15 protein-coding genes are annotated in these 14,304 nt (G+C 70.7%); 6 read left to right on the top strand and 9 right to left on the bottom strand.

Annotated features, from left to right (window positions below; all coding sequences use genetic code 11):
• Positions 1 to 9: 9 nt before the first annotated feature.
• The gene (locus AC1ROY_RS30100) at positions 10 to 489 is read right to left on the bottom strand and encodes a cupin domain-containing protein (protein WP_493152636.1); all 480 of its coding nucleotides are present in this window, start codon (positions 487 to 489) and stop codon (positions 10 to 12) included.
• 62 nt (positions 490 to 551) lie between these two features.
• Positions 552 to 1,493, bottom strand: a complete 942-nt coding sequence (locus tag AC1ROY_RS30095) for an alpha/beta hydrolase (RefSeq protein ID WP_493152635.1) — start codon at positions 1,491 to 1,493, stop codon at positions 552 to 554.
• 128 nt (positions 1,494 to 1,621) lie between these two features.
• Here AC1ROY_RS30095 and AC1ROY_RS30090 point away from each other — a divergent pair, with 128 nt between their 5' ends.
• The 3 genes from AC1ROY_RS30090 (at position 1,622) to AC1ROY_RS30080 (ending at position 5,406) form a co-directional block, all read left to right on the top strand.
• Complete coding sequence (locus AC1ROY_RS30090) at positions 1,622 to 4,210, top strand: bifunctional acetate--CoA ligase family protein/GNAT family N-acetyltransferase (RefSeq protein ID WP_493152634.1); 2,589 nt, start codon at positions 1,622 to 1,624, stop codon at positions 4,208 to 4,210.
• A 95-nt stretch (positions 4,211 to 4,305) separates the two neighbouring features.
• Positions 4,306 to 4,485 carry a hypothetical protein gene (locus tag AC1ROY_RS30085; RefSeq protein ID WP_493152633.1) on the top strand — a complete coding sequence of 60 codons (180 nt, stop codon included), beginning with the start codon at positions 4,306 to 4,308 and terminating at the stop codon, positions 4,483 to 4,485.
• Between the two features lie 99 nt (positions 4,486 to 4,584).
• Complete coding sequence (locus tag AC1ROY_RS30080; protein WP_493152632.1) at positions 4,585 to 5,406, top strand: hypothetical protein; 822 nt, start codon at positions 4,585 to 4,587, stop codon at positions 5,404 to 5,406.
• Here AC1ROY_RS30080 and AC1ROY_RS30075 read toward each other — a convergent pair.
• The 6 genes from AC1ROY_RS30075 to AC1ROY_RS30050 form a co-directional block, all read right to left on the bottom strand.
• Positions 5,403 to 6,065: a YoaK family protein gene (locus tag AC1ROY_RS30075; protein ID WP_493152631.1), complete on the bottom strand. Its 663-nt coding sequence runs from the start codon at positions 6,063 to 6,065 to the stop codon at positions 5,403 to 5,405. The two genes, AC1ROY_RS30080 and AC1ROY_RS30075, sit on opposite strands and share 4 nt — an antisense overlap.
• A gap of 100 nt (positions 6,066 to 6,165) precedes the next feature.
• Positions 6,166 to 7,302 (bottom strand): oxalate decarboxylase family bicupin, encoded by a 1,137-nt coding sequence (locus AC1ROY_RS30070; RefSeq protein ID WP_493152630.1) that lies wholly within the window; start codon positions 7,300 to 7,302, stop codon positions 6,166 to 6,168.
• A 314-nt stretch (positions 7,303 to 7,616) separates the two neighbouring features.
• Entirely contained in the window at positions 7,617 to 8,456 is an 840-nt protein-coding gene (locus AC1ROY_RS30065) for an alpha/beta fold hydrolase (protein ID WP_493152629.1), read from the bottom strand.
• Positions 8,457 to 8,699: 243 nt separating this feature from the next.
• Positions 8,700 to 9,128, bottom strand: a complete 429-nt coding sequence (locus AC1ROY_RS30060; protein ID WP_493152628.1) for a DUF302 domain-containing protein — start codon at positions 9,126 to 9,128, stop codon at positions 8,700 to 8,702.
• Positions 9,129 to 9,157: 29 nt separating this feature from the next.
• Positions 9,158 to 10,114, bottom strand: coding sequence for a protein-methionine-sulfoxide reductase catalytic subunit MsrP (msrP, locus tag AC1ROY_RS30055; RefSeq protein WP_493152627.1), 957 nt, complete (start codon positions 10,112 to 10,114; stop codon positions 9,158 to 9,160).
• Complete coding sequence (locus AC1ROY_RS30050) at positions 10,086 to 11,795, bottom strand: DUF6311 domain-containing protein (protein WP_493152626.1); 1,710 nt, start codon at positions 11,793 to 11,795, stop codon at positions 10,086 to 10,088. The genes msrP and AC1ROY_RS30050 overlap by 29 nt, the downstream gene beginning before the upstream one ends.
• A gap of 171 nt (positions 11,796 to 11,966) precedes the next feature.
• Between AC1ROY_RS30050 and AC1ROY_RS30045 the strand changes: the two genes are divergently transcribed.
• The 3 genes from AC1ROY_RS30045 (at position 11,967) to AC1ROY_RS30035 (ending at position 13,471) form a co-directional block, all read left to right on the top strand.
• Positions 11,967 to 12,401 (top strand): hypothetical protein, encoded by a 435-nt coding sequence (locus AC1ROY_RS30045; protein ID WP_493152625.1) that lies wholly within the window; start codon positions 11,967 to 11,969, stop codon positions 12,399 to 12,401.
• Between the two features lie 10 nt (positions 12,402 to 12,411).
• Positions 12,412 to 12,753 carry a hypothetical protein gene (locus AC1ROY_RS30040; RefSeq protein WP_493152624.1) on the top strand — a complete coding sequence of 114 codons (342 nt, stop codon included), beginning with the start codon at positions 12,412 to 12,414 and terminating at the stop codon, positions 12,751 to 12,753.
• A gap of 238 nt (positions 12,754 to 12,991) precedes the next feature.
• Entirely contained in the window at positions 12,992 to 13,471 is a 480-nt protein-coding gene (locus tag AC1ROY_RS30035) for a hypothetical protein (protein WP_493152623.1), read from the top strand.
• Between the two features lie 31 nt (positions 13,472 to 13,502).
• Here the strand turns inward: AC1ROY_RS30035 and AC1ROY_RS30030 are convergent, their stop codons facing one another.
• A complete protein-coding gene (locus AC1ROY_RS30030) occupies positions 13,503 to 14,189 on the bottom strand; it encodes a hypothetical protein (protein ID WP_493152622.1) in 687 nt (228 codons plus the stop codon).
• Between the last annotated feature and the right edge of the window lie 115 nt (positions 14,190 to 14,304).

Below are 14,304 nucleotides of genomic sequence, written 5' to 3'. Positions count from 1 at the left end.
TTCCTGGCCTCAGGGCGCCGGCGCCGGCACCGTATCCCCCGCCCGCTGCGGCGGCAGCTTGATCGCCAGCGCCCTGAACCGTCCCGTCGACGCGCGCGACCCCGCATGCGCCACCCCGCGCGGGATGATGATGAGATCGCCCGGCTTGATCTGCACCTCGCGGTCGCCAAGCCAGAACGAGCCCTCGCCCTGCAGGATGAGCTGAATCTCGTTGGCGTCCGCATGATAGTGCCGCAGGACGTTGCCGCTCTGCACGGCGACGGTCCCGTCCGGCGTCGCGGCCAGGGTGCGCGTGCGCAGGTCGGTGTTGGGGATGAGGTTGCCGATCTCCTCGTCCGTCATGCTGAAGAGGTTGATGATCTGCGGCGTCAGCGGCGCCGGGCCGGACTGCGCCTCGGCATGCGGGACCAGCCGGTTGGCGAGCAGGCCCGCGGCGAAGGCGGCCGCGAAGCCGGCGACAATGAGGGGGGTGCGCATCCTGTGAGCCATGGGGCGTTTCCTTCGGGTTGGTTCCCGCCCGGGATCATTGGCCGCGCGCGCGCCCGACGCAATCAGCTTGCGAAGCGCGCCTTCAGCCAGGCGCCCGCCGCCTCCGCCGCCCGGTCGGCCGCGCCGACATGGCCGAGCGCCCGCGCGAAGCCGTGCACCGTGCCGGGGAAGGTCTGCATCTCCAGGCTCACGCCGGCCATGCGCAGCTTCTCCGCGAAGGCCAGGTTCTCCGAGGCCAGCACGTCCAGCTCGGCGATGTGCATGAGCGCGGGTGGCAGAGTGGAGAGCTCGCCACGGATGGGCGAGGCGAAGGGCGACATCCGCGCGACCGCATCGGGGCAATAGGCGTCCCAGTAGAAGCGCATCTTCGCGAGCGTCAGCCCGTAGCCCTCGCCGAATTCCCTGTAGCTGGGCGTGTCGAGCACATGGTCGTAGACGCCGTAGTTCAGCAGCAGCCCCTTGAGCGGCACGGGCGCGGCCTGCTCGGCATTGAGCAGCGCCACGCCGGCCGCAAGGTTCGCCCCCGCGCTGTCGCCGCCGAGGATGATGCGCTGTTGATCGAGCCCCAGCTCCGCGCCGCGTGTGGCGACATGGCGCATCACCGCCGCGCATTCCTCCAGCGCGGTCGGGAAGACCGCCTCGGGGCTCAGCGCGTAGTCCGGCCCGAGCACGGCGCAGCCCGAGGCGGCGGCATAGGCCCGCATCAGCCGGTCATGCGTGTCGATGCTGCCCCAGACCCAGCCGCCGCCATGGATGTAGACGAGCACCGGCAGGTTCGGGTCGTTGGACGGGCGATGGAATCGGACCTGCATGCGGCGGCCGCGGATGGGCAGCAGCAGGTCGCGGCTCTCGGCCATGACGGGGCCGCCCAGGGCCTGCGGGAGCTGCGGGTCGTCGTTGAGGCGCCGCTGCTCGTCGAAGGGCGCGCTGCGGGGCGGATTCGGGAAGACGATCGGCGGGTTCCCGGCACCGCGCGCCGCCACCATGGCGCTGAAATCAGCCATTTCCGGATCCATCCGCCGATCTTGCATGGTGCTGCCTCGCTGTTGCCGCGCCAGGGCAGCGCGTCGCAGGCGAGGGCGCAAGAGGACCGCCTTGGGCGTGACATGTTTGGCGGCGTTATAACGACCCCATGTCGCTCATCCTGACAGGCCGCCCCGGCACGGGCTTTCGCGAGACGGCGCTCTTTCGCCCGCGCTCGGTGCTGCTGCGCGCCGATCCGGCGCTCCCCGAATCGCGCATCCTCGCCCGCAACCTGCTCGACGGCCGCTTCCACGGGAAGCTGATGGCGGACGGCATCGAGGGCTTCGAGACGCCTGAGGGCGCGCCCGACGTCGCCATCCTCTGCGTCGCGCCCGACACGCAGCCCGCCGCCTTCCGCGAGATCGCGGCGATGGGCTGTTGTGCCGTCGTCGTGCCCACCGCCGCGCCCAACCTCGCCGCCATGGCCGCCGAGGCGGGCGTGAAGGCGCTGGGCGAGCGCAGCTTCGGCCTGGCGCTGCCCGGCATCGGGCTGAACGCCACGCTGGCGCATCTGCACGTGCCCAAGGGCCGGCTCGCGCTCATGGCGCAGTCCTCGGCCATCGCGCGCGCGGTGATCGACTGGGCGGCAGCCGAGGGGCTGGGCTTCAGCCACATCATCGGCATCGGCTCCAACGAGGATCTGGGCTTCGCCCTCGGCCTCGACTGGCTGGCGCGCGACAGCGGCACCGCCTGCGTCCTGCTGGAGCTGCGGCGCATCAAGCAGCGCCGGCTCTTCGTTTCGGCCGCACGCGCCACGGCCCGCACGCGGCCGGTGCTGGCCCTGCGCCCCGGCGGGCGGACCGACGACCCCTCCGGTCTCGGCGACGCGGTGATGGACGCGGTGCTGCGCCGCGCCGGCATCCTGCGCGCGAGCGGCTTCGAGGACTGGCTGGCCGCCGCCGAGACCCTGGCCCGCACCAAGCCGCGCGCCGGCGCGGGCGAGGGCGACCGGGTGGCGATCCTGGCCAACGGTCTCGGCATGGCGCGGCTCGCGGCGGATGCGGCGCTCGGGCTCGGCCTGCGGCTGGCCGAGCTCTCCCCTGCCACGCGCGACGCGCTGGCGCCGTTGCTGGAAGGCCAAGGGACGCAACAAGAGGCGCGCAACCCGCTCGCATTGCGCGCCTCCGCCGGCGCCACGCTGGCCGAGGCCGCGAAGCTCCTCGCCGCCGCGCGCGAGGTGGACGTGGTGATGGCGCTGCACGCGCCCGAGCAGGACGCCGTGCCGGCCGCCGCCTTCGCCGCCGCCGCCCGCGGCAACCGCGGCGCGCCCATCCTGCTCGGCTGGACCGGCGAGGCCAGCGCGCATGACGAGCGCGCCGCCCTCACCGAGGCTGGCCTGCCGGTCTTCGCCACGCCCGAGGCCATGGCGCGCGGTGCCGCCCACCTCGCCGCCGAGCGCCGCAACCGCGCCACCGCCGCCGAGCTCCCCGCCTCGGACGTGCTCACCTTCCAGCCGGACCGCGCCGCCGTCCGCGCCCTCTTCGCCGCCGTCCGCGCCGAGGGCCGGCTGCGCCTGCTGGAGGATGAGGCGCTCTCCGTCCTCGCGGCCTATGGGCTGGAGGGCCTGCCCGTCTTTGTCGCGGCGACGCCGGCCCGGGCGGCCGGGGCCGCCGTCGGCATGGGCTTCCCCGTCGCGCTCAAGGCCCGCGCGCTGCTGCGCCACAAGAGCGAGGCCGGCGGGGTGGTGCTCAACCTGCGCGACGGCGCCGCCGTCACCGCCGCGGCCCAGGCCATGGCCGAGGAGGTGCCGCGCCGCGCCCCGGGCGTCGCGCTGCAGGGCTTCCTCGTCCAGCGCCAGGCGCCGCGCGGCATGATGGAGCTGCGGCTGCGCATGGGCGACGACGCCATGTTCGGCCCATGGATCGGCTTCGGCCAGGGCGGCACCGCGGCCGACCTCGCACAGGACGAGGCCTTCGACCTGCCGCCGCTGAACCTCCCGCTGGCGCACGGGCTGATCGCGCGCACGCGGCTGTCGCGCCTGCTGCCGGGCTTCCGCGACCGCCCACCGGTGAACGAGCCCGCCATCGCCGACGCGCTGGTGCGGCTCAGCCAGCTCCTCGTCGACTTTCCCGAGATCGCGACCCTGACGGTGAACCCGCTCTTCGCCGATACCAGCGGTGTGCTGGCCGCCGATGCGGCGCTGACGCTGCGGCCCGAGGGCGAGACGGTGCTGCTCGCCATCCCGCCCTATCCTGCCGAGCTCGCCGCGCCCTTCACCGCGTCGGACGGCAAGGTCTACGAGGTCCGCCCCATCCGCCCCGAGGACGCTGCGGCCCAGGGCGAGCACTTCCGCAGCCTGCCGCCGGAGGACGTCCGCTTCCGCTTCTTCTCGACCATGCGCGAGCTGCCGCCGGCCATGCTCGCCCGCCTCACCCAGATCGACTACGACCGCGAGATGGCCCTGGTCGCCGCGCATGGGGGGCATATCTTCGGCACCGCGCGCATCATCCGCGAGGGCAGCGGCACCGGCGCGGAGTTCGCCGTGGTGGTGAACCCCTCGGCCAAGGGCACGGGCCTCGCGCGGCACCTGATGGAGCGCGCCATCGCCTGGGCGCGGGGGCAAGGAATCACCGGGCTGGTCGGCCACATCCTCGCCGACAACAAGCCGATGCTGGCCTTCATCCAGGGGCTGGGCTTCGAGCTGCACCGGAGCCTGGAGGACACGGAGATCATGGAGGCGCGGCTGCGGCTGGGGTGAGCCGCCACGATTCAGCCTCGGAACGATCCAAACCTTGCCATGCCGGGGGCGTTCTTCCCACATCGGACGGCGGGATGCCGTCCCAGGAGGTACCCATGTCGAAGAAGCTTGTCGGGCTCTGCCTCGCCCTGCTGGCCCTCTCCACCCTGCCGGGCTGCGTCGCCTATCCGGCCTATCCCGCCTATGGGCCGGGCTACTATGGCCCGCCGCGCTATTACGGCGGCTACTACCACCGGCCCTATTACCGCGGCGGCTGGGGCTACTACCGCTACTGACGCGACGGACGCTACCAACGGACCCTTGCCTCCCATGCCCCCGCATGGTCAGCCTGATGCATGCGGAACGATCCGTGGAAGAGGGCTGGGAGGCCTGTCATGTCGGACCCGATCGCGCGGGCCTTTCCCGCGCGGCCTTTGCGCATCCGGGCGCCCATCTCGGCCTGGCGCGCCTGGCTGCTCGGCATCCTCGGCTTTCTCCTGTTCGCCGGCGGCATGGCGGTCGTCTCGATCGAGGTCGTGCCGGTGCTGGCGAGCGACTACCAGATCCGCGACACCGCCGTCGCCCTGCCCAAGACGCGCGTCGAGAGCGGCCGCTGCCAGGTCCGCTTCTTCCTGCTCAACGATTGCGAAGCCACCCTCGTCATCCCGCAGGACCGCGGCCCGGCCCTGCGCCGCGAGGTCGGCTACGTCTTCTTCGAGCCTTCCGCCGGCAACCGGCAGGTCATGCCCATGGGCGACCCCGCGCGGCCGGAGCTCACCACGACGGACCTCGGGCTGGAGCGCTTCCTCAACCGCGCCGTCACCTACGGCGTGCTGATGGCGCTGATGCTGGCGCTGTGCATCGGCGCCCTGGCGGTCCCGGCCGGTGTGGGGCGGCAGCGGCGCGCGCTGGCGGCGATGTCGGGCCAGGTGCTGAACCCCGTGCCCGCGCGGCTCGTGCGCGAGCCCCGCGGCGGCTGGACCGTCACCTCCGTAGCCGATGGGCAGACCGCCCGCTGGGACCTCCGCAACAAGGGCGAGCCCTTTGTCGTGGACCATCGCGGCGGGATCGTTTTGGCCGTGACGGGCTCGGCTGGCGGGCCGCCGTTTCCGCTGGACGAGAAGTTGACCTGGATCGAGCTGACGGAGCCGGAGCGGGCTGCCATCTGGGCGGCGCGGGCGGAGATCCAGCGCTCGGCCCAGGGCTCGGCCGGCTAGCGGCCCCGCCAGGATAGGGCCATCAGCGCCAGGACAGTCCCCGCCGCGACGAGAATCGACGTCGCCATGCCCAGGCCGCCGATGGCCAGCGCGCCGCCGACGACGCCGGCGATGAAGGCCAGCCAGGAGGCGGCATGGGCGCCCGCCTCGGCCAGGCGGGCGGTGCCGAGGCAGGCCCGGGCCAGCGCGTCGCCCGCCCCGAACAAGGCGCCGGTCACGAAGCTCTTGCCCGTCGACGCGCCGGCGATCGTCTCGCGGATGGCGTTCTGCATGCCCATGGCGAGCGCCACGAACAGCAGCGCGGCCCGCGTGTCCCAGGAGCCGGCGAGCATCCAGGCCGCCAGGAAGCAGAGGAGCTCGCAGGCGAGCACGAGCGGCAGCCGGACCCGGGCCTGGGCCGCGGCGAGCAGCGATCCCAGGAAGGCCCCCAGCACAAAGGCGGCGATGACGGCGCCGGCCCAGCCGACCACGGAGGTGTCGCCATGCGCGACGGCCATGCCGAACTGCGTGCTGTTTCCGCTCATGAACGACAGGTACAGGTGCCCCATCGCCGCATAGCCGACGGCGTCGACGAAGCCGGCGAGCATCGTCATGAGCGTCGCCTGGGTCAGGACGTCCCAGGCCGGCTGGGCGGCGGCGGCTGGAGGGCGGGGGATCATGGCGTCCGTCTTCTGGCGGGACTTCCGGTCGGAAGGCTTGGACGGCCGGCTTGTCATGAGTCCCGCGCCAGGCCGCCTGGGCGGCCTGGCGGGAAGACTGTCAGCGCACGACGGATCGCCGGTTGGGGTTCAGCGCCACCATGGCCGTGCTGTCCAGGTTGAGATGGCCGCGGACCAGGTCGGGCGGCGTCAGGGCGAGCCACTGGTTCAGCGGAACGTCCTTGAACAGCGGATTGTTGAAGACGTTCAGCACCCGCACGGGCGTCGTGCCGATGTTCTCGATGTAGTGGGCCAGGGTCTTCGGCACATAGCCGACGTCGCCGGCCCGGTAGTTGAAAGTGCGGGCCTTGTTGGTCGCGTCGAAGACGGTCATCCGGGCCTCGCCCTCGATGTAGTACTGCCATTCGTCGGCATCCGGGTGCCAGTGGATCTCGCGCATCGCGCCGGGCTCGAGCTCGATGATCAGCGCGGCCATGTTGGTGACCGGAAAGTTCTTGGCGTCGATGGTCGTGGTCCTGCCGCCGTCCCATTGGATGGGCGCGACATCGCCGCCGTGGATCGTGAACGGCATGGCCGGCCGCTGCGGAGGCAGCCTGGCGAGGACCTCGTCCAGCGGCGCGGGGAGGGGAAGCGGGAAGATGTACTTCTCCTTGGGCGGGAGCCCGGCGAAGTGCTCGGCGGAGATGCCGAAGTTCTTCGCGACGACCTCGAGCGGCATATGCGCCATGAGCTCGGTCACCAGCAGCGTCTCGTTCTCGGAGAAATTGCCGTCGTCGAAGACGAGGAGGAATTCGCAGCCTTCCGCGAGGCCCTGGATGGAATGCGGGAAGCCCGAGGGAAAGAGCCAGATGTCGCCGGCCTTGAGGTCGTCGACATAGACGTTCCGGTCGGGGTCGATGAGGGTCACGCGGCAGCTTCCCTGGAGCACGTAGCCCCACTCGGCCTCCTTGTGCCAATGCATCTCCCGGACCACGCCCGGCCCGAGCCGCATGTCCACGCCGGCCAGCCCTTTGGCAGCAGGCAGTTCCCGGATCGTCACCTCGCGCGACCAGCCGCCGAGCTCAAGCCGGTTGTGCGCCATGCCGAAGGAGAACTTCAGGTTCGGAATCGCGCCGTTGTCGGTCGCTGGCGGCAGCAGCATGTCCGGATTCTGACGATCAAGCTCCAGATTGCGCGGCCCCGGATCGCTGGCGCCATATTCACCGCGAATTGGTTCGGGAATATTTGTTGTCAGCATTTGCCGATCTCCTGTTGCAGGGTGAATATTTGAAATCACCATATTCGTTATTCGGCACGGAACGGGTCATCAGACGGCCGTTGCATCGTACGGATACCAGGACTGCATGGAGGAGTTTTGTTAATTTGTGTACTGAATCGAAAGGAGTTCTAATACCGTCAGATTACGTATTTATACTCTATGATGTAATTCTATGGTATTAAGTATTTTTACTCGGATCGCCGCCTCGCGGATTGGCCGGCGACGAAGCTTCACCGAACGGATGCTCCATCGCGGCCCGGGCGGGAAGGGCGCAAGGCCCTTCCCACGGTTCCTCAGGACTGGAAGAAGGCCAGCAGCTCTGCGTTGATCACGTCGGGATGGGTCGTGCACATGCCGTGCGGGAAGCCGGGATAGGTCTTCAGCGTTCCGTGCTTCAGCAGCTTGGCCGAGAGCGGCGCGGAATCGGCATAGGGCACGATCTGGTCGTCGTCGCCATGCATCACCAGCACGGGCACCTCGATCTTCTTCAGGTCCTCCGTGAAGTCGGTCTCCGAGAAGGCCTTGATGCAGTCGTAATGGGCCTTGGCGCCGCCCATCATGCCCTGGCGCCACCAGTTCTGGATCACGCCCTCCGAGACCTTCGCGCCGTCGCGGTTGAAGCCGTAGAAGGGACCGGCCGGCACGTCGCGGAAGAACTGCGCGCGGTTGGCGACGAGCGCGGCGCGGAAGCCGTCGAAGACCTCGAGCGGCAGGCCGCCGGGATTCTTGTCGCTCTTCACCATGACGGGCGGTACGGCGCCGATCAGCACCGCCTTGCCCACCCGGCCGCCGCCGCCATACTGGGCGACGTAGCGCGCGACCTCGCCGCCGCCGGTGGAATGGCCGACATGGAAGGCGTTCTTCAGGTCGAGATGCTTGGCCAGCGCCGCGACGTCGGCGGCATAGGTGTCCATCTCGTTGCCATCCTCGGTCTGGCTGGAGCGGCCATGCCCGCGGCGGTCATGCGCGATCACGCGATAGCCCTTCGCGTGGAAGAACATCATCTGCGCGTCCCAGTCGTCCGCACTGAGCGGCCAGCCGTGGTGGAAAACGACCGGCTGCGCGTCCTTCGCGCCCCAGTCCTTGTAGTAGATCTCCGTGCCGTCGGTGACGGTGATGGTTCCGCTGCTCATGATCTCTTCTCCTGAAGGCGTGGGTGACCGCACGGGCCGGGCCCGCGCGGCGTTCGGCGATGTGCGGCCCGCGGCCGCGACTGTGCATGATCCTTTGACGATGTCCTCTGGTGACTTTTTAATATCACAATAATTATTATCGTGATTTCTGCGTGATAGGCCGCCACGCATCCGCTGTCCAGGGGAAATTATCGCGATAAGAATTTTCGGCGGCTGCGGCCGGGCAAACCGCCTCCCGGGACCTCAGCGCGTCGCCTGCCGCACCAGCCCGGCGAGCAGCTCCTCGGTCGCCTGCCGGCCCGGCTCGGGCACATCGATCCCGTGCCGTGCGAAGACGCGGCCGGCGATGTCGGCGCCGGTGCTGCGCGTCACGAAGACGCGGCCCGCCGCATCCTCCCAGACCAGCGCGCGCATCGGCAGGTCGAGCGCCAGCGTCGGGTGCTCCGCCATGGCGCCGGTCCCCGCGCGCGGATTGCCGAAGACCACGACAGTCCGCGGATCCAGCGCGAGCCCGGCCGCGCGCGCGGCGGCCGCATGGTCGATCTCGGTGAAGACCACCCAGCCCTCGGCGCGGACCGCCGCCTCGAAGCGGTCCAGCGTCTCGCGCAGCGGATGCGCGCTGGGCTCGGTGACGAGGCCGCCCTGGGCCATGGCGCCGGCCGCGGACAGCATGAGCAGCAGCGCCCCCGCGAGCGCGCGCCTCAGGCCCAGAGCCGCTCGCGCTGCAGGTTCGTGTAGAGGTCAGACACGAACTCGCCATAGCCGTTGAAGAGCTGCGTCGGCACGCGCTCGCCCGTGCCCAGCACGCGCTCGCTCGCTTGGCTCCAGCGCGGATGCGCCACCTGCGGGTTCACATTTGCCCAGAAGCCGTATTCGGAGGGCTGGATGGTGTTCCAGTAGGTCGCGGGCTGGCGGTCCGTGAAGGTGATCCGCACGATCGACTTGCCCGACTTGAACCCGTACTTCCACGGGAACAGCACGCGGATCGGCGCGCCGTTCGAGCCCTGCAGCGGCTTGCCGTAGTTGCCGACGGCCATGAAGGACATGTCGTTCATGGCCTCGGCGACGGTGCAGCCCTCGGTGTGCGGCCAGGGATACCAGGTCTGGCGCAGGCCGGGCATCACGGCGGGCAGCGCCGCGGTCCGGAAGGCGAGGAAGCGCGCATCCGCGGTCGGCTCCACCAGCTTCACCAGCTCGGCGAGCGGGAAGCCGGTCCAGGGCACGACCATCGACCAGGCCTCGACGCAGCGCAGCCGGAGCACGCGCTCCTCGATCGGCATCAGGCCGATCAGCTCGTCGATGGCGAATTCCCGTGGCTTGCCCACCATGCCGTCGACCTTGATGGTCCAGGGGCGCAGCGGCATGCGGGCGGCGTCGCGTGCGATGCTCTTGCTCGAGCCGAACTCGTAGAAGTTGTTGTAGGTCGTGGCCTCTCGCTCGGCCGTGATGTCTCGACCGGGGACGTAGCGCGGGTTGCGCTGGGCCTCGGGCAGGGGCGGCGAGGCGGTGGCGCTCTGCGCCGCGGCGGGGCCGCAGGCGGCGGGAAGCAGCGCGGCGCCGGCACCGACGCCGAGGAGGGCGCGGCGGTTCAGCACCAGCGCCTCGGGCGTCACCTGGCTTTCGGGGATTTCATAACCGCGGCGGCTGCGGATGAGCATCGGCATTCTCCGGCCCGGGAGGGAGCCCGACCGGGACGTCCGGTCGCGGGGCCTCACCTGAGGCGATCGGAGTCCATTTCGTCAAGGCGACCGTGGAGGTAACGACCCAGTCCGGCGCAAGGATATCGAGCCCGTCGGCCTGGACGATCAGGTCGCGCCCCTCCTGCATTCCGGCGCGGGCGAGCTCGAGGCTCTTGGCGTCGCGCAGCACGTAGAGCATGCCGGGCTCGTAGTCGCCCTGGGCGAGGCGGGCCGCGATGCCCGCGCGCAGGCGCCCGATGGCTCCGGCATCGGCGCGGGCCAGGTAGACCGCGTCCGTGGCCATCCCGTGGCTGGCGGCGAAGACGGCGACCTCCTCCCAGGCGCGGCCCTGGTTGCCGGCGGGCACGAGGCGGACGGCGTGGTAGCGCTGCGCCGCCTGTTCCCAGAACGGGTCGGCGAGGCGCAGCGGCAGCTGGTCCGCGGTCGGCGGGAAGTACTGGGCGATGCGGGCATAGCCGGGCCGGAGGTCGGCCGCCTGGACCATCAGCAGCGCCAGCAGCGCCAGCCCGCCCCAGCGCGGCCCGAAGGCGCGCAGCAGCCCGGCCATGCCGGCCAGCATCAGCGCATAGGCCAGCGGCCAGAAGTAGCGCTCCGAGCAGCGCAGCATGCCGAGGAGCTGCACGAGGCGCTCGGGCAGGGGGAGCGTGACCACCTCGGCCCCGCCGATCGTGACGTGATGGCTGACCGCGAAGAGCAGCATGGCCGCCAGCACGACCATCAGCGGGATCAGCCGGCGCCGCGGCGGGACGAGGAGCAGGAAGGGCAGCAGCAGCAGCGCCCCCAGGCCGAGATAGGAGCTGCCGGATTCCGGATGGTCCGGATCCGGCAGGTCGGGCAGGATTCCGCCCCAGAAGGCCGGGTCGAAGGGTGCCAGCAGGTCGAGCTGCATGGTGCCGTACTGGTCGTTGCCGAGCCCCGCTCCCAGCACGAAGAAGCCGGCCGCCCAGAGCCCGGCGAGGCCCGCGGCTGGGACGAGGACGGCCTCGGCGATGCGCCTGCGCGACCACCAGTCGGCCACCCAGAGCGCCAGCACCATGGGCAGGATGTAGGAGTGGATGAGCGAGGCGGCGAGCACCAGCGCCGCCCAGGCCAGCCAGCGCCAGCGCCCAGCCGGGCTCAGCGCCAGCCACAGGCCCCAGAGGATCAGCCATTGTGCCGAGAGCGCGAAATGCCCTCCCATCCGGTTCAGCAGCATGGGCTGCAGCACGAAGAGCATCGCGCCGGCGAGCCGGGCGAGGGGGGAGGCGGTGATCCGCCCGATCAGCAGCCAGGCCAGCGCGCCCTGCAGCGCGCCGCAGGCGACGATCCACATCCCCCAGTACTGGTCCACCTCGACCACGCCGCGCAGCGCCTTGAAGGCGAAGGCCAGGAGCGGAATCGCATCCGCGTAGAAGATGGACGACGAGATCTCCATCCCGAACATGGGGTTGAGCCCCGGCGGGGCATTCCAGGGCGACAGCCGGAAGTAGGTCCAGCCCAGCCAGTACTGCACCGGATCCGGACCGATCTGTCCGGATAGCATCCAGCCGGTGTGGGAGGGCGGCACGATATGGGTGCCGAAGATCGTGAGGATGATGGCTCCGCCCAGCAAGGCCGCGCAGGCGGCGCCGAGGATCGAGGATGAGGCGGGCACGCGCATGCAGGTACGGCCTCCAGGTGGCCCGCATGCAACGGGTGAAAGGTGTCCGAGTTGCGGCGATGTTGCGGTGCATCAAGGCGGGCGCGGCCGGCAACCGGCCCGGCGTGCGCGGGTTCTTCCGTCAGGCCCCGCCGGCGAACGGTCCGGGGATCACGGCAAAGGGAACTCCACATGGCCGGACATATCGCAACCCGCATGACCCTGCTCGGCGCCGGCCTCGGCGCCGCGCTGCTGCTCGCGCCCGGCGCGGGCCGGACGCAGGCCCTGGGCACCTCGCCGGGCACGCCCGGCAGCGCCACCGCCGTGCCGGCGCCCTCGCTGCCCGGCGCGGCCTCGACCGATCCGGGCGGGCGCTCGGCCACGGGCTTCTCCACGCCGAACGTCGCGCCGCCGAGCTCCGGTCCGGGCTCCCTGGGCCCGACCGGGTCGGGCGCGTCCGCCGGCACGCCGGGCTCGCCCGGCTCGACCGGCACGGGGACGCTGGGCTCGACGAGCGCCGGCGGCTCGGCTGGAGCGGGCGGTGGCGCCAGCGGCGGAACCGGTGGATCGGCCTCCGGCTCGGGCGGCGGGTCCGGCGGGGGCCCTGGCGGCGGATCCGGCGGCTAGGCGCCCGGCCGTGAGCGGGCTGCCGGCGAGGATCGGCCTTGCGGCGGCGGTGCTCCTCGCCCCTGCGGCGGGGTTGGCCCAGGGCGGGGCCATGCGGCCCTCCGATCCGCCGGGCGCCTCGGCGGGCGGGACCGACCCGGCCCTGCCGCCCATGCCCCGGGCGGAGGGCGAGCCGGCGCCGGATCCCACGGGCGCTCCCACGGGCACCGGCGCGACCCGGCCGGCCGCGTCTCCTGGCGCCGAGCCGCAATCGCCGAGCTCATCCGCTCCTCTGGCGCCGACGCCCTCGACGCGGCCGCTGGCGCCGGGAGAAGGGCCTTCGCCGCGGCCCGGCGCCGCGGCCATCCGCTGAAGCCATCGGGGCGCACCCAGACGAGTTGCACCGCCGTTCCGAGAGGGATGCGGCGACCAGTCTCCGCCGGTCCTGGGCGAGGCGCGGGAAATACTCGCCTGATCCAGGCCGCGCATGATATGTCGAGACCCAAGAGCATGTGCAGGAGGATGCCAGGATGTCCGATCCTCTTATTCCGAAGATACCCAATTCACCCGTCGCCGGACCGAGTACGCCTACTCCCGGTATTGACCGGTATGTGGGAAAATCCGTCGAGGCTTTCTGTCCGTTCCATTACGGCAAGGTGAAGGACGCCCAGAACCACTGCGCGCATTTCGTGTGCCACGCCCTGGGAATCCAGGTCGGCACGACCTGCGAATCCCTGCTGTCGTGGCCGCAGACGAAGGTCTACCTCAAGGAAGGCATCCCCAAGGGCACCATGGGCTACACGGTGCGGGTCAACGAGCTGTACAACTCGCTCAAGGACAAGGGCGACTGGGACGGCAGGAAGGCCGACCCGTGCCTGATCTTCGCCACCCGCCCCTCCAACATCAGCATCGATCGCCTGAAGATGGGATCCGAGTCCAAGAAGCATGTCGGCTACTATGCCAATGGCGAGGTCTGGCATTACGGCAACACGGATGACGAGGTGAAGCGCGATACGCTCGCCGTCTTCCAGGCCAAGTTCAAGAAGAGCTACGGAAGCACGGTGCTGTTCTTCTACGGCGTCCCGCTTTAGGCGGCTGCGGCTTGACGGCCAGCGAGAGGCCTCAGGAGAAGTGCTCGTCGATGTCGAGCCAGCCCATGATCACCTTCTTGGGCTTCCGCCCGTCAATGGGATTCACGGGGCGGTAGGGCTTCCGCTTCATGAAGTCGAAGCCCGACAGGGGGCCGCCCTGGCCGGCTTCCACCGTCTCCCACATCAGGGGATCGCCCTCGCCCCAGAAGGTGATGACCCCGACATGGGCATGGGACCACTGGCGCGGCAGCACCTCGGTGCCGATCTGGAACATGTCGCCGGGGCGCGGGCGGAGGCCGCCCGCCCGCTCCCGGAACCAGTGCCAGCCGACCGGCGGCGTCCTCGACTCCCGGCCGAACTTGTCGTTGCCCGGCAGGTTGAAGGAGGTGGCGCCGCCCTTGCGCTTCCCGAAGCCGGCCGCCTCGATCTTCCCGAAGATGGTGCCGACCAGCCCTTCGCAGGAGGTCGTGACCGCGCCGCCGCCCTGCCGCGTCCAGGAGCCGTTGTCGCCCTTCGTGAAGCCCTCCCTGGTCCAGGCGGCCTCGAGGGTGGCCTGCGTATGGCCGGTCCATTCCTTGAACTTGGCGCCCGTCGCCTTGCTGTTCGAGGCCAGGGTGGTCAGGGAGTTCGGCAGCGCCAGGGCCAACTGCGTGCAGACGTACTGGCGCCGCTCGGACATGTAGGGATTGACCCAGTCCAGCGCGCTGAGCTCCGCCATCGCACGTTCCTCCCACCGGCATCGTTCATTCCTCTGAAGCTAGGCTCAGGACCTATTAATTCGGATGGTGTTGTGATTCACAGTCTCTGACGAGGAGGCTGTGATGGGTGCATTG

Source organism: Roseococcus sp. GW821-FHT12F05, from assembly GCF_058806835.1.
The sequence above is the reverse complement of the archived record's forward strand: the minus strand, read 5'-3'. Positions and strand labels throughout refer to the sequence as shown.